The sequence below is a fragment of the Buttiauxella sp. A111 genome (assembly GCF_014189855.1).
Classification (GTDB): domain Bacteria; phylum Pseudomonadota; class Gammaproteobacteria; order Enterobacterales; family Enterobacteriaceae; genus Buttiauxella; species Buttiauxella selenatireducens.
The window spans coordinates 453492-472153 of the sequence record NZ_BJFN01000002.1; the positions used below are offsets into that span (position 1 = coordinate 453492).

At 50.8% G+C, this 18662-nt stretch carries 15 protein-coding genes; 6 read left to right on the forward strand and 9 right to left on the reverse strand.

Translation table 11 applies throughout. The features are described from left to right. Positions 1-53: 53 nt before the first annotated feature. Both dnaJ and dnaK read right to left on the reverse strand, forming a co-directional pair. On the reverse strand, positions 54-1193 hold the full coding sequence (dnaJ, locus tag BSPA111_RS08130) for a molecular chaperone DnaJ (protein ID WP_183270662.1): 1140 nt from the start codon (positions 1191-1193) through the stop codon (positions 54-56). Between the two features lie 85 nt (positions 1194-1278). Continuing rightward, a complete protein-coding gene (gene dnaK, locus BSPA111_RS08135; RefSeq protein WP_183270663.1) occupies positions 1279-3198 on the reverse strand; it encodes a molecular chaperone DnaK in 1920 nt (639 codons plus the stop codon). Between the two features lie 296 nt (positions 3199-3494). Between dnaK and satP the strand changes: the two genes are divergently transcribed. After that, the gene (gene satP / locus BSPA111_RS08140) at positions 3495-4061 is read left to right on the forward strand and encodes an acetate uptake transporter (protein ID WP_183270664.1); all 567 of its coding nucleotides are present in this window, start codon (positions 3495-3497) and stop codon (positions 4059-4061) included. 55 nt (positions 4062-4116) lie between these two features. On the opposite strand, the gene BSPA111_RS08145 is transcribed toward satP, so the two are convergent. The 3 genes from BSPA111_RS08145 to tal all read right to left on the reverse strand — a co-directional run bounded on the left by BSPA111_RS08145 (position 4117) and on the right by tal (position 7218). Then, the gene (locus BSPA111_RS08145; protein ID WP_255459250.1) at positions 4117-5442 is read right to left on the reverse strand and encodes an MFS transporter; all 1326 of its coding nucleotides are present in this window, start codon (positions 5440-5442) and stop codon (positions 4117-4119) included. 125 nt (positions 5443-5567) lie between these two features. Next, the gene (mog, locus tag BSPA111_RS08150; protein WP_183270666.1) at positions 5568-6155 is read right to left on the reverse strand and encodes a molybdopterin adenylyltransferase; all 588 of its coding nucleotides are present in this window, start codon (positions 6153-6155) and stop codon (positions 5568-5570) included. A gap of 109 nt (positions 6156-6264) precedes the next feature. Beyond that, complete coding sequence (tal, locus tag BSPA111_RS08155; protein WP_183270667.1) at positions 6265-7218, reverse strand: transaldolase; 954 nt, start codon at positions 7216-7218, stop codon at positions 6265-6267. A 205-nt stretch (positions 7219-7423) separates the two neighbouring features. Here tal and BSPA111_RS08160 point away from each other — a divergent pair, with 205 nt between their 5' ends. Next, positions 7424-8869 carry a sodium:alanine symporter family protein gene (locus tag BSPA111_RS08160; protein WP_183270668.1) on the forward strand — a complete coding sequence of 482 codons (1446 nt, stop codon included), beginning with the start codon at positions 7424-7426 and terminating at the stop codon, positions 8867-8869. A gap of 86 nt (positions 8870-8955) precedes the next feature. Beyond that, positions 8956-9729 carry a peroxide stress protein YaaA gene (gene yaaA / locus BSPA111_RS08165; RefSeq protein WP_183270669.1) on the forward strand — a complete coding sequence of 258 codons (774 nt, stop codon included), beginning with the start codon at positions 8956-8958 and terminating at the stop codon, positions 9727-9729. 32 nt (positions 9730-9761) lie between these two features. Here the strand turns inward: yaaA and BSPA111_RS08170 are convergent, their stop codons facing one another. Then, on the reverse strand, positions 9762-10064 hold the full coding sequence (locus BSPA111_RS08170) for a DUF2502 domain-containing protein (protein ID WP_183270670.1): 303 nt from the start codon (positions 10062-10064) through the stop codon (positions 9762-9764). 238 nt (positions 10065-10302) lie between these two features. Between BSPA111_RS08170 and BSPA111_RS08175 the strand changes: the two genes are divergently transcribed. From BSPA111_RS08175 to BSPA111_RS08185, 3 genes are all read left to right on the forward strand, one after another. Next, a complete protein-coding gene (locus BSPA111_RS08175) occupies positions 10303-11283 on the forward strand; it encodes a GlxA family transcriptional regulator (protein WP_183270671.1) in 981 nt (326 codons plus the stop codon). A gap of 78 nt (positions 11284-11361) precedes the next feature. After that, the gene (gene gap / locus BSPA111_RS08180) at positions 11362-12372 is read left to right on the forward strand and encodes a type I glyceraldehyde-3-phosphate dehydrogenase (protein ID WP_183270672.1); all 1011 of its coding nucleotides are present in this window, start codon (positions 11362-11364) and stop codon (positions 12370-12372) included. A gap of 180 nt (positions 12373-12552) precedes the next feature. Next, positions 12553-13884, forward strand: coding sequence for an AppA family phytase/histidine-type acid phosphatase (locus BSPA111_RS08185; RefSeq protein WP_373925632.1), 1332 nt, complete (start codon positions 12553-12555; stop codon positions 13882-13884). Between the two features lie 78 nt (positions 13885-13962). Here BSPA111_RS08185 and thrC read toward each other — a convergent pair whose 3' ends face one another. The 3 genes from thrC to thrA are packed head-to-tail and all read right to left on the reverse strand — an operon-like array spanning position 13963 to position 18646. After that, complete coding sequence (thrC, locus tag BSPA111_RS08190; RefSeq protein WP_183270674.1) at positions 13963-15249, reverse strand: threonine synthase; 1287 nt, start codon at positions 15247-15249, stop codon at positions 13963-13965. Positions 15250-15252: 3 nt separating this feature from the next. Further along, positions 15253-16182: a homoserine kinase gene (thrB, locus tag BSPA111_RS08195; protein ID WP_183270675.1), complete on the reverse strand. Its 930-nt coding sequence runs from the start codon at positions 16180-16182 to the stop codon at positions 15253-15255. Position 16183: 1 nt separating this feature from the next. After that, positions 16184-18646: a bifunctional aspartate kinase/homoserine dehydrogenase I gene (thrA, locus tag BSPA111_RS08200; RefSeq protein ID WP_183270676.1), complete on the reverse strand. Its 2463-nt coding sequence runs from the start codon at positions 18644-18646 to the stop codon at positions 16184-16186. Positions 18647-18662 lie beyond the last annotated feature (16 nt).

Here is an 18662-nt window from a genome sequence, read left to right on the forward strand (position 1 = left end):
CTGAACCAAAGATATTCGATTCAGGCTTTTAACTGCACAAAGGAGAATGGTGTTTAGCGGGTTAAATCATCAAAGAATTTCTTCACGCCATCAAAGAAGCTCTTTGAACGCGGACTATTCTTCTCACCACTTGGCCCACCAAAACTTTCAGCCAGATCGCGCAGTAACTGCTTCTGCTTTTCGTTCAGACTGACAGGTGTTTCCACCACAACGCGGCATAGCAGGTCACCCTGAGCCCCGCCACGTACGGATTTCACCCCTTTGCCACGCATTCTGAACAATTTGCCCGTTTGCGTTTCGCCTGGAACTTTAAGGTTTACACGACCATCCAGTGTTGGCACTTCAATCTCGCCACCCAGGGCAGCCATTGCAAAGTTAATTGGCACTTCGCAATACAGGTTATTGCCTTCACGCTCAAAGATTGGGTGTTGTTTAACCTGCACCTGAACGTACAAATCACCTGATGGTGCACCGTGTTCACCCGCTTCCCCTTCACCTGCAAGACGAATGCGGTCACCGGTATCAACGCCTGCCGGGATTTTCACCGACAGTGTTTTTGTTTTTTCTACGCGACCATGTCCATGACAAGTATTGCACGGATCTTTAATAATCGAACCGCGACCCTGACAGTGTGGACAGCTTTGCTGCACCGTGAAGAAGCCCTGGCGCATTTGCACCTGACCTTGCCCATGACACGTCGGGCAAGTCTGCGGCTTGGAGCCCGCTTTCGCGCCGCTACCATGGCAAACGCCACACTCTTCAAGCGTTGGGATGCGGATCTCTTTGGTGACGCCACGAACCGCTTCTTCCAGCGTTAAGTCCATGTTGTAGCGTAAATCGGCACCACGGGAAGCACGTTGACGACGGCCACCACCGAAGATGTCGCCGAATACGTCGCCAAAAATATCGCCAAAGTCCTGGCCGCCACCACCAAATCCACCGTGACCGCCACCGCCCATACCGCCTTGCTCAAACGCAGCATGACCATACTGGTCGTAGGCTGCACGTTTTTGCTCGTCGGTAAGGATTTCGTAGGCTTCTTTAATTTCTTTAAACTTCGCCTCAGACTCTTTGTCACCCTGATTACGATCCGGGTGGAACTTCATTGCCAGGCGTTTATAGGCTTTCTTGATTTCACGCTCTTCCGCGTTTTTCGGAACGCCTAAAACCTCGTAATAGTCTCTCTTCGCCATCTTTTTTGTCTGCCCCTAACATGCGTGCACGGGCGTAGAGGAAAACCTCGACGCCCGTGCCAGTTACAAACCGCTCAAAGGGCGATTATTTTTTGTCTTTAACTTCTTCGAACTCAGCATCAACAACATCGTCGTCTTTGCTAGCAGAGTTGCCAGCATCTGTCGCGTTGCCTGCTTGCTGTTCAGCGTGCTGTGCCTGAGCCAGTTCCATCAGTTTCTGAGAAACTTGCGCCAGTGCCTGCATTTTCGCTTCGATGTCAGCTTTGTCTTCGCCTTTCAGAGAAGTTTCCAGCGCGCTCAATGCAGACTCGATTGCAGTTTTGTCATCAGCTGGCAGTTTGTCACCGGCTTCTTCAACTTGCTTACGAGTGCTATGCAGCAAGTGGTCACCCTGGTTACGGGTCTGAACCAGTTCTTCAAACTTACGGTCAGCTTCTGCGTTAGCTTCTGCATCACGCACCATTTTTTGGATTTCTTCTTCGTTCAGACCAGAAGAAGCCTTGATGGTGATTTTCTGCTCTTTACCGCTGTTTTTGTCTTTCGCGGAAACGTGCAGAATGCCGTCAGCATCGATATCGAAGGTCACTTCGATTTGCGGCATGCCGCGTGGTGCTGGGCTGATGCCATCCAGGTTGAACTGACCCAAAGATTTGTTATCAGAAGCACGTTTACGTTCACCCTGAATCACATGGATGGTCACCGCAGACTGGTTATCTTCAGCTGTGGAGAACACCTGGCTGTGTTTAGTCGGGATAGTGGTGTTTTTGTTAATCAGTGAAGTCATCACACCGCCCATGGTTTCGATACCCAGAGACAGCGGGGTAACGTCCAGCAGCAGTACGTCAGTTACATCACCAGCAAGCACACCACCCTGAACAGCAGCACCGATTGCAACAGCTTCGTCCGGGTTCACGTCTTTACGTGGTTCTTTACCGAAGAACTCGGTCACTTTTTTCTGCACCATTGGCATACGAGTCTGACCACCAACCAGGATAACGTCCTGGATATCGGAAACAGACAGGCCAGCATCTTGCAGTGCAACTTTCAGCGGCTCGATAGAACGGTTTACCAGGTCTTCGACCAGGGATTCCAGTTTCGCGCGAGTCACTTTGATGTTCATGTGTTTTGGACCGGTCGCGTCTGCTGTGATGTACGGCAGGTTCACGTCGGTCTGTTGAGCAGAAGACAGCTCAATTTTCGCTTTTTCAGCAGCTTCTTTCAGACGCTGCATAGCCAGTGGATCGTTACGCAGATCGATACCTTGATCTTTCTTGAACTCTTCCACTAAGTAGTTGATCAGACGGCTATCGAAGTCTTCACCACCCAGGTGGGTATCACCATTGGTTGCCAGAACTTCGAAGGTTTTCTCGCCATCAACTTCATCAATTTCGATAATAGAGATATCGAAAGTACCACCACCCAAGTCGTAAACCGCGATAGTACGGTTGCCAACTTCTTTATCCAGACCGTAGGCCAGAGCCGCTGCGGTTGGTTCGTTGATGATACGTTTTACTTCCAGACCTGCGATACGGCCAGCATCTTTAGTTGCCTGACGCTGTGCATCGTTGAAGTATGCAGGAACGGTGATAACAGCTTCAGTTACTGGCTCACCCAGATAATCTTCAGCGGTTTTCTTCATTTTCTTCAGCACTTCAGCAGAGATCTGCGGAGGTGCCATTTTCTGGCCTTTTACATCAATCCATGCGTCGCCGTTATCAGCGCCGATGATTTTGTACGGCATGATAGCTTCATCGCGCTGGACTTCTTCGTCCTGGAAGCGGCGGCCAATCAGGCGTTTGATCGCGAACAGAGTGTTCTGCGGGTTAGTCACTGCCTGACGTTTAGCCGGCTGACCAACCAGAATCTCACCATCCTGGGTGTATGCAATGATAGAAGGAGTGGTGCGGTCACCCTCGGCGTTTTCCAGAACGCGAGCAGTAGTACCATCCATAATCGCTACACAAGAGTTGGTAGTACCCAGGTCGATGCCAATAATTTTACCCATCTAAACGTCTCCACTTAAAATTTGTCGTCATATGGTCGTGAACCTGTTATGCGGGCAAACAAGAGTCTTTCAACTGCCCAAACGTGCTTTTTTTCAGGTCCATCAACTGCGGTTGCATACAAGATGGGGTCACTAAACTCTCCATCAAGGGGCAAGGTAAAAAAAATTTTCATCTTCACACCTGTTTAGATCATGGACTCTGGACCTTCACCTGATTATGATGCCGCGCCCCGCAGCCCTTTCGCGGCTACGAGGCGCTTACATATATCCATTTTCAGACGAATTTTAGAGGAACTATGGGCAACACTAAGTTGGCTAATCCAGCTCCCCTGGGCTTGATGGGCTTCGGTATGACGACCATCCTGCTTAACTTGCATAACACCGGCATCTTCCCTTTTGATGTCAACATTCTTGCAATGGGTATTTTTTACGGTGGTATCGCACAAATTTTTGCTGGCCTGTTGGAATTTAAGAAAGGTAATACTTTCGGCCTGACAGCATTCACTTCTTATGGCTCTTTCTGGCTGACTCTGGTCGCCATTTTGATCATGCCTAAGATGGGCCTTGCAGACGCTGCAAACGCACATTTCATGGGTGCATACCTTGGTCTATGGGGCGTTTTCACCCTGTTCATGTTCTTTGGAACACTGGTTGCTTCCCGCATGCTGCAGTTCGTGTTTGCAAGCCTGACCGTTCTGTTCGCTCTGCTTTCTATCGGACACTTTGCTGATAGCGAAAGCATCATTCACATTGCTGGTTGGGTGGGTCTGGTTTGTGGCGCATCTGCCATTTACCTGGCGATGGGCGAAGTGCTCAACGAGCAGTTTGGCCGCACTGTATTGCCAATTGGTGAAAAACACTGATTCCCGCATAGCTGTGGTGTGAAAACAAAAACGCGGAGCCAGGCTCCGCGTTTTTTTATGAGTGCTGTAGCGGCCTTTGAACCACTTTATCTTCATGCGTTAAATCATTTCGCAGCCAAATCCCCAGCGCCAGGCCAACCATCGACAGTGCCAGCACATACCAGGCGGGAGCCATTGGTGATACTGCCGATAGCATGGTGACGAAGATAGGTGTCAGTCCACCGAAAATCGCATACGACATATTATAAGAGAACGAGATCCCGCTAAATCGCACTTCTGCCGGGAATGCTCTGACCATCACAAACGGCACAGCGCCTACCACTCCGACACTTAAACCGACCAGGCCATATAAAAAGAACAGATACTCAGGATGGCTGGCAGTCAGGTGATAGAACATCCAGCTGCATACCGCCAGTAACAAACTCCCGATAATAAAGGTTTTGCTGGCACCAATACGGTCGATAATCAGCCCCGCCATGATACAACCGATACACAGCATGACAATCGCAATACTGTTCGCCTGAAGCGTCAATGCTGGCGCGATACCCAATTGTTTTTGTAGCCAGGTTGGCGCCATTAATATGACGACCACAATCCCTGCGGACAGCAACCAGGTCAACAGCATCGAAACCACCACGGCTTTTTTATGGTTCACGATGACCGATTTCAACGGCAACTCTTCCGCCAGGGTTTTGCGTTGCTGCATCTCAATAAAGATTGGAGTCTCTTGCAACCAGCGGCGCAGATACATCGCCACCAGTCCAAAAATACCGCCAAGGAAGAAGGGAATACGCCAGCCGCCATCGTGAATGGCCTGCTGCGTCATCGAGGTATTAGTAATGGTCGCGACAACAGAACCCAGCAAGATCCCGGCCGTTAGCCCTGCCGTTAACGTACCGCAGGCGATCCCGATTCGTTTATAAGGGACATGCTCGGCAACAAATACCCAGGCACCCGGCACTTCACCCCCGATTGCCGCTCCCTGAAGCACACGCATCAGAAGCAGTAATACCGGCGCGGCGATACCGAGAGTTTCGTAGGTTGGCAACATCCCAATCGCCAAAGTTGGCAACGCCATCAGCAAAATGCTCAGGGTGAACATTTTTTTACGACCAACCAAATCACCAAAGTGGGCCATGATAATGCCGCCCAAAGGGCGCGCCAGATAACCGGCGGCAAAAATACCGAAGGTTTGTAGCTGGCGAAGCCATTCAGGAATATCCGCAGGGAAAAAGAGAGCCCCTACCACGGTGGCAAAGAAAACAAAGATGATGAAGTCGTAGAATTCGAGTGCGCCACCGAGGGCGGCAAGAGTCAGGGTTTTGTAATCCTGACGATTCAGAGGTCTTGTGCGTTGTGTTGAATGTAATTGTTGTGACATAAGAACCTGCGCATGAAAATGAGTGTGGTTTTTAGTTTCCATTTTGCTGTAAAGCAAAACTTACTATAACGATCCCCACTCGACATGCCAGAGCCACTACATCTTATGTCACAAACAACCTATTTTTAGAGCTTTATTTCACGGATTGCGCTTTTAGGACGAAAAGCTGCTACTACCTTGCTCTCAGTCTCGATATAAGGACCATCCAGAAGCTGTATACAATACGGTACACTTGCGAATATTCCCGGCACGACAACGTTGCCATCAGCATCTTTGACGCCCTCGAGCGTTTCTTGAATCGATTTCGGCTGGCCTGGTAAATTCAGGATCAACGCCTGCTTACGGATAACGCCAACTTGCCGCGAAAGAATCGCTGTCGGCACAAACTGCAGGCTGATCTGGCGCATCTGCTCGCCGAAACCAGGCATCACACGGTCAGCGATGGCAAGTGTCGCATCAGGTGTCACATCACGACGAGCGGGGCCAGTGCCACCCGTGGTTAACACCAAATGACACGCCATCTCATCCACCAACTCACACAGCGCTTGTTCAATAAGCGGCTGTTCATCAGGGATTAAGCGGGTTTCGATTTGAAAAGGAGTCGTTAAGGTTTTTTCCAGCCAGTCAACAAGGGCCGGAATGCCTTTATCTTGATAGACACCGCTTGAAGCGCGGTCAGAGATGGAAACTAAGCCAATGCGTAAGGTATTCATATCATTCCCGGAGAGTCAAAACTTTAACGGAATGATACACGGCGAAGTGCGTTGCAGACAGGGTGAAACACTAAAAAGCGTGGCCGGAATGCTCCGGCCACTCGAATGATTACAGCAGGTCGCCGATCATTTTTTCCAGTTTTTCCTGGTCGATAGCAAACTTACGGATGCCGTCAGCCAGTTTATCAACAGCCATCGGATCCTGGTTGTGGCTCCACAGGAACTCGGATTCTGTCATACGCTCTGGACGTGCTTTAACTTCGCCGGTGTAAGCCAGTTTACGCTCAACCGCACCTTCGCTTTCAGCCAGCTCTTTGAGCAGAGCAGGAGCGATGGTCAGGCGGTCACAACCAGCCAGTTCGATAATCTCACCCAGGTTACGGAAGCTTGCGCCCATAACAACGGTTTCGTAACCGTGTTCTTTGTAGTACTGGTAGATTTCAGAAACAGAAACTACACCTGGATCTTCTGCCGGTGCGTACTCTTTCTTATCAGTATTCGCTTTGTACCAGTCCAGAATACGGCCTACGAATGGAGAAATCAGGAACACGCCTGCTTCTGCACATGCACGAGCCTGAGCGAAGGAGAACAGCAGAGTCAGGTTGCAGTTAATACCTTCTTTTTCCAGCTGCTCAGCAGCACGGATGCCCTGCCAGGTAGAAGCCAGTTTGATCAGGATACGGTCATTGCTGATACCCGCATCGTTGTACATTTTGATCAGGCGTTTTGCTTTAGCGATGCTGGCATCGGTGTCATAGGACAGACGCGCATCAACTTCAGTAGAAATGCGACCCGGGATCAGTTTCAGGATTTCCAGACCAATATTCACCGCCAGCTTGTCAGTTGCATCCACAACTTGCTGTGCATGAGAGCTGCTCTGCTCACGCGCCCAGGCAACCGCATCATCAATCAGTTTGCGGTATTCAGGAATTTGCGCAGCATTCAGAATCAGAGATGGGTTGGTGGTAGCATCTTGCGGTTGATACAGCTTCATTGCCGCAATATCCCCGGTGTCCGCAACAACTGTGGTTAGCTGACGCAGGGAGGTCAATTTATCCGTCATGATAGTGTTTCTCGTTAGGTGGAACTTGTTAGGGGGATGTAACCGGTCTGGCTTGATGATATCACGACGTAATTCAGGTGCAACCGCAGCAACACATTGGCAGGAACAGAACGCTAAACGAGTAAATCCAGTGTATTATTCCCCAGCAATGTAAAGGACTATACGCGGCCACAATGCCTGTAACTCAAGCAAACGAGAGATGTTAATGGCAGATTTTTTTCTTTTTATCAATGAAATACTCTGGGGTTCAATCCTCATCTATTTGTTAGTCGGGACGGGCCTTTGGTTCACCTGGCGATGTGGTTTTGTACAATTTCGCTATCTGACGAAATTACGTAGCCTCATCATGTCGAAAAATGAAGCCGATCCTTCCGGAATTTCCTCATTTCAGGCGCTTTGCACAAGCCTTGCTGCTCGCGTGGGTAGTGGCAACCTTTCGGGTGTCGCGCTGGCCTTAACGCTTGGCGGCCCCGGCGCTATTTTCTGGATGTGGGTGGTTGCCATGCTCGGCATGGCGACATCCTTCGTGGAATGCTCCCTTGCCCAGCTTTATAAAACCCGCGACGATGAAGGCAATTACCGCGGTGGCCCTGCGTGGTATATGGAACGCGGACTGGGAATGCGCTGGATGGGCGTAATGTTTTCCATCTTCCTGATGATTGCCTTTGGGCTCATATTCAATGCGGTGCAAGCTAACTCAATCGCCAACGCGGTGAACGTTGCTTTTGGCATTCCAAAAACCTGGGTTGGCATCGGGCTCGTTGTCTTAACAGCAGGCGTTATTTGGGGAGGAATGCGTGGTACTGCGCGCATCTCACAATGGCTGGTTCCGTTTATGGCGCTTATCTGGGTACTAATGAGCCTGGTCGTCATGGCGATAAACATCGAGCGCTTGCCTGATGTCGTTTCTCTGGTGTTCAAAAGCGCGTTCGGCTGGAAAGAGGCAGCATCAGGCGCTCTGGGGTTCACCATCAGCCAGGCTATCACCACTGGTTTCCAGCGCGGAATGTTCTCTAACGAAGCTGGAATGGGCTCCTCACCTAACGCGGCAGCAGCCGCTTCGGCATGGCCTCCGCACCCCGCCTCACAAGGGTTGGTGCAGATGTTTGGCGTGTTTATCGATACGATAATCATCTGTTCTGCTACCGCGGGAATCATCCTTTTTTCAGGGATTCTGGATACGCCCAACCCGAACATGAATGGCATCGCACTGGTTCAACAAGCACTGAGCAGTGTGGTTGGCTCGTGGGGAGCCGGGTTCATTGCGTTTATCGTTATGCTGTTTGCGTTCACATCAATAATCGCTAACTATGCCTATGCAGAAAACAACTTGATGTTTCTGCAACAAAAAAGCCCATTCGCCACCGTGTTATTCCGCTGCCTTGCGCTGGTGATGGTCATGTTTGGCACCCTTTCGCCATTACCGTTAGTCTGGCAAATGGCTGACGTGGCAATGGCGTTTATGGCGGTCACCAATCTCACGGCGATTTTGCTGCTTTCTCCTGTCGCACGCGAGCTAAGTAATGATTACTTGCGTCAACTGCGGCTCGGCGTGACGCCAGTTTTTGACCCGAACCGTTTTCCGGAAATTAAAAGCCAGCTTGCGCCGGGAATTTGGGATACACCAAAGCCCCCTGAAACGAAGCGTTAATCGCAACCATTGGCGGATACTATCCGTAAATTTGCTACCATGTAGCCAAAATATGTCGAGTGACATCGCGGCGACAAGGAACAGATATGCTCATTCTAATTTCACCTGCAAAAACGTTGGATTATCAAAGCGATCTCCCTACAGATCGTTATACGCAACCCGAACTGCTGGATTATTCGCAGCAGTTGATTGCCGTGGCGCGCAAACTTAGCGCGCCGCAAATTTCGTCACTGATGCACATTAGTGACAAGCTGGCGTCACTGAACGAAACCCGTTTTCACGAATGGCACCCTGATTTCACGCCACAAAATGCGCGTCAGGCCATTCTGGCCTTCAAAGGCGATGTGTATACGGGATTACAAGCTGAAGATTTTAGCGATGCCGATTTCGAATTCGCCCAGCAGCATTTACGCATGCTCTCCGGTTTATATGGCGTATTGCGCCCACTGGATTTGATGCAGCCTTATCGTCTGGAAATGGGCATTAAGCTTGAAAACCCGAAGGGTAAAGATCTGTATCACTTCTGGGGTGACACCATCACCGAAAAACTGAATCAGGCGCTGGCAGCTCAGGGCGATAATATCGTGGTTAACCTGGCATCAGATGAATATTACAAATCGGTAAAACCGAAAAAGCTCAACGCAGAAATTATCAAGCCCGTATTCCTTGATGAGAAGAACGGCAAATTCAAAGTGATTAGCTTCTACGCCAAGAAAGCTCGCGGTTTGATGAGTCGCTATATCATCGAAAATCGACTCACGAAACCTGAACAACTGACCGGCTTTAACACGGACGGATACTTCTTTGATGAAGCCGCGTCGGGTAAAAATGAGTTCGTGTTTAAGCGTCACGAACAATAAAACAAAACGCCAGCGTTATGCTGGCGTTTGATTTAGTGATGTTTGTAGTGGCCATTGTGATTGCCGTTGTCATGATGATCTTTATCATGATGGCCCTTGTCATGGTGATCATTGTCATAGTGATGATCATGCGGGTGCCATCTGTTATCACGCCACTCATAGTGATCATCCCACCAGCCACGGTCTCGCCAGTGGCCACCGTCCCAGTAGTTTCCTCCACGGTCCTGATCGCCAATTTGCAGTTTCACTGCCGGGACAAGGGTAATTTCTGAAGCCTGCACAGCCAGCGGAGCCACCACCAGAATCGATAACGCCAACATCATTGATTTCAACATAAGTCACTCCTTACAACATTCACACCCGCTATGGGTTATTAAGGAGAGCATATGCCGAATAAGTCAGTGTTGTTATTCTCCGCAATCCTAATCTGTAAGCGCCCGCATTTAATGGGAATTCCTCCTTTTTCCCTCCTTTTTTATTGCACAATTTCTCCATGATTCAGGCCCACAGTGAAAAACCTGGCTGCCCTTTTCCCACATTGACTTATTTTGTCAAAAGCGTACTTTTTAGGACATGAAAACATTTTTAATTATTGTCCCGGACGGCGGAATGCTGTTCGAATCCGCTGGGATTGCCGATATCCTGATGCAGGCCAACCGCTTACAGACGGAAGGTCTGTCTGAACCTCGCTATCAGATAAGCCTGGCGACCACTCAGGTTCACCAGGTTATCCACGGTCAGTCCGGGCTAAATTTGTTGGCCGACCATCGCCTGCACGAACTGGATCCTTATGAACCCCGAGACACCATTATGATCACGGGACGAGGATTAAATGAGCAGGAAGGTACGGCGGTAGTCGACTGGCTAAAGCTAGCAGCACCTCACGCCCAGCGTATCGTTTCCATCTGCGGCGGAGCGTTGCTACTGGCGCAGGCAGCACTCCTTAACGGTCGCCGTGCAACAACCCACTGGCGATTGCTCGAAACCATGCAATCCACCTGGCCACTAGTCAAAGTTGAAAGTGGCCCGCTCTATCTTCAGGATGGGCCCATCTGGACTTCCGGCGGCGTAAGCTCAGGCTTTGATCTGACCCTTGCGCTTATCGAAGAAGATTATGGCTTTACGCTTGCTCGCGACGTAGCACAGGATCTGGTGATGTTCCTTCGTCGTCCAGGCGGACAATTGCAATTCAGTCGTTATCATCTCCAGCAAAGCGACGCCTCCACTCCGATAGGCCAATTGCAAAACTGGCTACTTGAGAATCTCTCCGCCGATTTGTCAGTTGAGAAACTGGCTGAGCGGGTAGCGATGAGCCCCCGAAACTTCACTCGTGTTTTCACCAAAGAAACGGGTGTTACCCCAGCGCGCTACGTTGAAGAAGCTCGCCTTGCCGCCGCCCGGCATCGCCTTGAGCAAACTAAAGAAACGCTCGATCAAATTGCGAGCAAAGCCGGATTTGGCAACACCATCACCCTGCGCCGCGCCTTTGAGCGCCAGCTCCATCTCACTCCGGGCGAATACCGCGAACGCTTTCACTGCCGCAAAATGGCGTGAATTGATCCTTTTTTGTCGTTTACGCCATTTTGCCAGAAGCCTACAGTGACTTCAGACATTTCACAGAAGGAGTCAATCATGGTTAAGCTCGGTATTAATGGTTTCGGCAGGATTGGTCGTAGCGTATTACGCGCCGCGCTCGGCAACGCTGACGTTCAGATTGTGGCAATCAACGATCTAACAGACAGTAAAACCCTCGCTCACCTGCTGAAATACGATTCATTGATGGGCACCTTGCCGGTTCCGGTTGAGGTGGCCGACGGGCAATTGCAGGTAGACAGCAAACTTATTCGGGTATTCAGCGAAAGAGATCCGGCAAAGATCCCGTGGCGTGATGCAGGTGTCGATATTGTTATCGAGGCGACTGGTTTCTTTACCAGCCGCGAACAGGCTGCCGTACACATCAATAACGGTGGAGCCAAACGCGTCATCATTTCCGCACCGGGTAAAGATGACGACCTGACGATAGTGATGGGCGTTAACCATCAGCAGTACGATCCCGAACGCCATTTCGTCGTGAGCAACGGGAGCTGTACCACCAACGGCCTTGCTCCTGCCGCACAGGTTTTGCATCAGCAGTTTGGTATTGAACACGGCCTAATGAATACCACTCACGCTTACACCAACAGCCAGGCGCTGCACGATCAGCCGGAAAAGGACCTGCGTGGTGCGCGAGCCGCCGCTCTTTCGATTGTTCCTTATTCTAGCGGCGCGGCGAAAGCGTTAGGTAAAGTCATCCCTGAACTGGACGGACGCCTGACGGGTTACTCATTACGCGTACCCGTACCGGTCGTTTCTATCGTGGATTTAACCGTGACCTTAAAACGTCCGGTCACCGTCGAAGAAGTGAACGCCGCATTCCTGGAAGCTGCAACAAGCGGCCCGCTAAAAGGAATTTTGGGCTACAGCGATGAACCGCTGGTATCGAGTGATTATCAGGGCGATCCGCGATCTTCTATCATCGACGGGCTTTCAACGCTGGTGATTGGGGGCAATCTGGTCAAGATTTTGGCCTGGTACGATAACGAATGGGGCTTCTCTAATCGCCTGGTCGACCTGGCGGAAATGATGGCGAAACGTGGGCTTTAACGCCCTCTTCAGGACCTAATCCCCATTCTTTAAAATCCACGCACCCGCGTGGATTTTTCTTTTGCACACTAAACAGCAACAACGAGACGAATTCGACGTTACCCCTTTGCTTCTGGAGTATATTTGGCGGACTCAAGATCCCGCTTTAGCACTCCAAAAATAAAGAGGCTGCAAATGACAATCTCTGCTCTTGAACGCCAAAAACTCATGCTACGTCGTGGAATACTCGTCGCGCTTAGCGCCACATTTTCATTAGGTTCAACGGCGTATGCCAACGAAACTCCCGCTTCAGGGTATCAGGTTGAAAAAGTGGTGATACTCAGCCGCCACGGCGTACGAGCGCCCACTAAAATGACGCAAACCATCCGTGACGTAACGCCTGATGCCTGGCCGGAATGGCCGGTAAAACTGGGTGACATCACGCCCCGCGGCGAACATCTGATTAGCCTGATGGGTGAATTTTATCGCGAGAAATTTCAACAGCAGGGGATTTTATCGCAGGACAATTGCCCTGCCCCAAACTCGGTTTATGTCTGGGCAGATGTCGATCAGCGCACGCTTAAAACGGGTGAAGCTTTCCTCGCAGGGCTTGCCCCGCAATGTGGTTTAACTATTCACCACCAGCAGGATCTCGACAAGGCCGATCCTTTGTTCCACCCGGTGAAAGCGGGTACTTGTTCAATGGAGAAAGCAAAAATCCAACAGGCCGTTGAAAAACAAGCCAAAACACCTATTGATAACCTGAACCAGCACTATCTTCCTTCCCTGGCCTTGATGAATACGGCTCTCAACTTTTCGAAATCGCCCTGGTGCCAGAAACATAGCGCGGATAAAAACTGCGATTTAGGGCAATCCATGCCGAGTAAACTGTCGATAAACGATAATGGCAACAAAGTTGCCCTCGACGGTGCCGTTGGCCTTTCATCTACGCTGGCTGAAATTTTCCTGCTGGAGTATGCACAAGGGATGCCGCAAGCGGCGTGGGGAAATATTCATTCTGAACAAGAGTGGACTTCGTTACTAAAACTGCATAACGCCCAGTTTAATTTAATGGCGCGCACGCCTTATATCGCCAGACATAACGGAACGCCTTTATTGCAGGCCATCAGCAATGCGCTGGAGCCGAACGCCACCGCAAGCAAACTGCCTGGCAGCTCACCGGATAATAAGATCCTGTTTATTGCCGGGCACGATACCAATATCGCCAATATTTCAGGCATGCTAAACATAAGCTGGACATTGCCAGGGCAGCCAGATAACACCCCACCAGGCGGTGCTCTGGTCTTTGAGCGTTTGGCTGATGAATCAGGGAAACAATATGTTAGCGTGAGTATGGTGTATCAGACGCTCGAGCAGTTGCGCGCTCAAACTCCACTTAGCCTCAAGGAACCTGCGGGAAGTGTGCAGCTAAAAATACCAGGCTGTAGCGACCAGACGGCTGAAGGATATTGCCCATTAACGACCTTCACGCGCGTGGTTAACCAAAGTGTGGAACCAGGGTGTCAGCTGTAATTTGCACAATAAAAATGCCGCCAGCTGTTAAGCAAGCGGCATGACTCTGCGGAATGATTTTATAAAACGTAGAAACCGTTACGCTTTGCTCATCATCAATTTGCGCAGCGCGGCAAAATCCGCTGGCAGATTATGGGAAAGCAGCGGTAAATCAGCACGCTCGGCGAGCTCAGCTGGCAGCGGCAGTGTTTCACCGAGGATCTCTTCCACGCTTTCTTTGAACTTCGCCGGATGCGCAGTCCCGAGGAACAAGCCGTATTCACCCGGTTGGAGCTGATCACGCAGCGCACGATAAGCAATCGCCGCGTGCGGTTCTGAAACGTAGCCCACGGCTTTCAGCTCTTTCATGGTGGCTTTAGTGGTTTCGTCGGTCACGGTCGCATAACCCAGATCGGACAAACGCCAAATCTTACGGCGGAACAGCTCTTCCACACGCGGCCAGTTATTTGGCTGGCTGACATCCATCGCGTTAGAGAGCGTCGCCACCGTGGTTTTAGGTGCCCATTCGCCGTTGGTTAAGAAACGTGGAACGGTATCGTTCGCGTTAGTCGCCGCGATAAAACGTTTGATTGGCAAACCGAGCGATTTCGCCAGCAGGCCAGCCGTTAAATCACCAAAGTTGCCGCTTGGTACGGAAACCACCAGTTGATTGCGCGCTTCTTGAGGGAGTTGTGAAACCGCTTCAAAGTAATAGCAAATTTGTGCCAGCAAACGGCTGATGTTAATGGAGTTAGCCGAGTTTAAACCCAACGCCACCTTCAGTTCTTCATCATCAAATGCTTGTTTCACCAGCGCCTGGCAGGCATCGAAATCACCATCGATAGCCACGGTTTCGATGTTTCCACCCAGCGTACAGAACAGTTTTTCCTGCAATGGACTGATTTTGCCACGCGGGTACAAAATCACCACGCGCACATTTTTCAGACCATAAAACGCATGAGCCACCGCCGCACCGGTGTCGCCAGAGGTCGCCGTCAGAATGGTGACCGGCTTGTCGCCGCTGATGTGCGTCAGCATTTGCGCCATAAAGCGCCCGCCAAAATCTTTGAATGCCAGAGTTGGGCCGTGGAACAGTTCAAGGCAGCCAACATCAGGTTCAACGCTTTTCACCGGAGCCGGGAAAGCAAAAGCAGCACGAACACGTTCTTCAAGAATGTCTTGCGGAATTTCATCACCAATAAAAGCAGACAGAATTTTACTGCTGCGGGTGACAAAATCCATTTTCAACATTTCGTCGATTGCGGTCAGTTCAAATTCCGGTAAATCGTGTGGAAAAAACAGCCCTTGCTGTTTACCCAATCCCTGCACGATTGCCTGGGAAAAATTGACCTGCTCGTTATGATCTTTAAGGTTATACAGTTTCATGCGTTATCCCAGAACTCGTGCGCCCGCCGTGTCCAGACGGCAAATATGTACAAAACCTTCCTGGTTCTGCAAATAATGTTGGCTGAGCCAGTCAGCCACACGTTGTGCGGTATCCGTGTTATCGCACAACGCAAACAGAGTTGGGCCGGAGCCCGAAATACCACTCGCCAGAGCACCAATATCCGCAGCGGCCTGTCGCGCTTCGTTAAAGCGCGGCAGCAGTTTTGCTCGGTACGGCTCGGCAATAACATCACGCATTAGTTTTGCCGCAAGCTGCGGCTGGCGGGTATGACAGGCGTGAATAAAGCCTGCCAGATGGCGGCCGTGGCTAATGCAATCCTGGCGGCGATACTGCGCAGGAAGAATGGCGCGCGCTTCAGCGGTAGAGACCTTAATCCCCGGATACGCCAGCACCCACAGCCATTCATCAAAACCCGGAACAGACTGGCTGATGATGCCATTTTCTTCAATCATCAATTGCATGCCGCCCAGGAAACATGGGGCAACGTTATCATAATGAACGCTGCCCGAAATGCGCCCTTCCAACTCGCCCATCAGGCTGAGCAATCGGGTGTCACTTAGCGGCTTGCCGCAGTATTCATTCATCGCCATTAAACCCGCGACCACAGAACATGCGCTCGACCCCAGACCTGAGCCAATCGGCATACTTTTTTCCAGCGTCATCTTTACCGGAATATTTTTGCCAATTTCCTGACAGAAACGCTCCCAGCACTGATACACAATGTTCTCGCGCGGTTCATCGGGTAATTTGCTGGCAAAGCGCCCTATGTTGTTCAAACTAAATGTGTCTGCCGCTTCAACAGTCACATAATCCCCAAGCAGCGAGCCATCAATAGGCGAAACTGCCGCACCCAGCACATCAAACCCGACACTCATATTGGCACTGGAAGCCGGGGCGTATACTTTAACCATCTTAAACTCCTAACTTCCATGACAAAGTGCGCAATAAGTCGGCGAAAACACCGGCTGCGGTCACATCATTTCCGGCTCCGTAGCCACGAAGAACTAGCGGTAACGGTTGATAGTAGTGGCTGTAGAATGCCAGGGCATTTTCACCGTTTTTAACTTTATACAGTGGGTCATTACCATCTACCGCATCAATTTTAACTTTGCAGCTCCCATCAGCTTCAATCACGCCAACATAGCGCAGCACTTTTCCTTCGTCGCGGGCTTGTGCCACACGAGCGGAGAACTCGTCATCCAGTTGCGGTATGCGTGCCATGAATGATTCAACATCGCCGCTGGAATCAAATGTCTGAGGTAAAACGGGCTCAATGACAATATCAGACAGCTCAAGATTGCTGCCTGTTTCACGAGCCAGAATCAGCAGCTTACGCGCCACATCCATACCGGACAGGTCATCACGCGGATCGGGTTCGGTATAACCCATTTCGCGAGCTACTTTGGTGGCTTCTGACAGGCTCATGCCTTCATCAAGTTTGCCGAAGATGAACGACAGCGAACCAGAAAGAATGCCGGAGAAACGTTGTAATTCATCACCCGCATTCAGCAAGTTCTGTAGGTTTTCGATAACCGGTAAACCTGCGCCAACGTTGGTGTCATAGAGGAATTTACGGCGCGATTTTTCCGCCGCGTTACGCATCTGATGGTAGTAATTCATGCTGGAAGTGTTCGCCTTCTTGTTCGGCGTCACGACGTGGAAACCTTCTCCCAGGAAATCAGCATATTGATCAGCAACCGCCTGGCTTGAGGTGCAGTCGACAATCACAGGGTTCAGCAGGTGATACTCTTTCACTAAACGGATCAGACGCCCAAGATTGAAAGGCTCTTTCGCCGCCGCAAGCTCTTCTTCCCAGTTCTCTAAATTCAGGCCGTGAATGTTTGTCAGCAGCGCTTTGGAGTTCGCCACACCGCACACACGCAAATCGATGTGCTTTTTCTTCAGCCATGCCTGCTGGCGTTTGACCTGCTCCAGCAATGCCGCACCCACGCCGCCTACCCCAATAAGGAACACTTCGATGACCTGGTCGGTATTAAACAGCATCTGGTGCGTAACACGAACGCCAGTCACAGCATCGTCGTTACTGACCACGACAGAGATAGAGCGCTCTGAAGAACCCTGAGCGATCGCCACGATATTAATGTTTGCGCGAGCCAGTGCGGCAAAGAACTTGGCGGAGATGCCACGCAAGGTACGCATGCCGTCACCCACCACGGAGATGATCGCCAGGTGCTCCATGATGGACATCGGCTCCAGAAGACCTTCTTTGAGTTCGAGATAGAACTCATCTTCCATCGCGCGACGAGCACGTGCGCAATCTGCTTGCGGCACGCAGAAGCTGATACTGTATTCAGAAGATGACTGAGTAATCAGCACGACGGAAATCCCAGCACGGGACATCGCGGCGAATACACGTGCCGCCATACCGACCATGCCTTTCATGCCTGGGCCTGAGACGTTAAACATCGCCATGTTATTCAGGTTGGTGATGCCTTTAACCGGCAGGCCATCCTCGTCGCTTTCTCCACCAATTAAGGTGCCTGGCGCTTGAGGGTTTCCGGTGTTTTTAATCAGGCATGGGATTTGGAACTGAGCGATGGGGGTAATAGTGCGTGGGTGAAGGACTTTAGCGCCGAAGTAAGAAAGCTCCATGGCTTCCTGATACGACATCGATTTCAGCAGCCTGGCGTCTGGAACCTGGCGTGGGTCACAGGTATATACGCCGTCAACATCAGTCCAGATCTCACAACAGTCTGCCCGTAAACAGGCGGCTAACACGGCAGCAGAATAATCAGAACCGTTACGTCCTAACACTACCAACTCGCCTTTATCATTTCCGGCAGTGAAACCTGCCATCAGAATCATATGGTCCGCTGGGATACGGCTGGCAGCGATGCGGCGAGTGGACTCAGTAATATCGACAGTAGACTCAAGGTAATGCCCAACGGCGAGAAGCTTCTCTACCGGATCAATCACCGTCACGTTGTGCCCGCGAGCTTTGAGCAATTCAGCCATGATGGCGATGGAGAGCTTTTCACCACGGCAAATGATCGCGGCGTTGATGCTGTCCGGACATTGGCCCAGTAAGCTGATGCCATGCAGAACATGCTTCAGCTGAGCAAACTCCTGGTCAACAGCAGCTTTGAGTTGTTCGAGTGGGAAACCAGACTGTGCATCAGCAAGCCCCTTCAGGAGTTCACCAAAAATACGTTCTGCGTCGCTGATATTCGGTACTGCATCCTGGCCGCCGATGGTTTTTTCAATCATGGCAACGAGGTGGTTGGTAATTTTCGCCGGGGCAGACAGCACGGTTGCGACCTGCCCCTGTTTGGCATTGCTTTCCAGGATATCGGCAACACGAAGAAAACGCTCCGCATTTGCCACTGAAGTACCACCGAATTTCAACACTCGCATTTATTATTACCTTTGA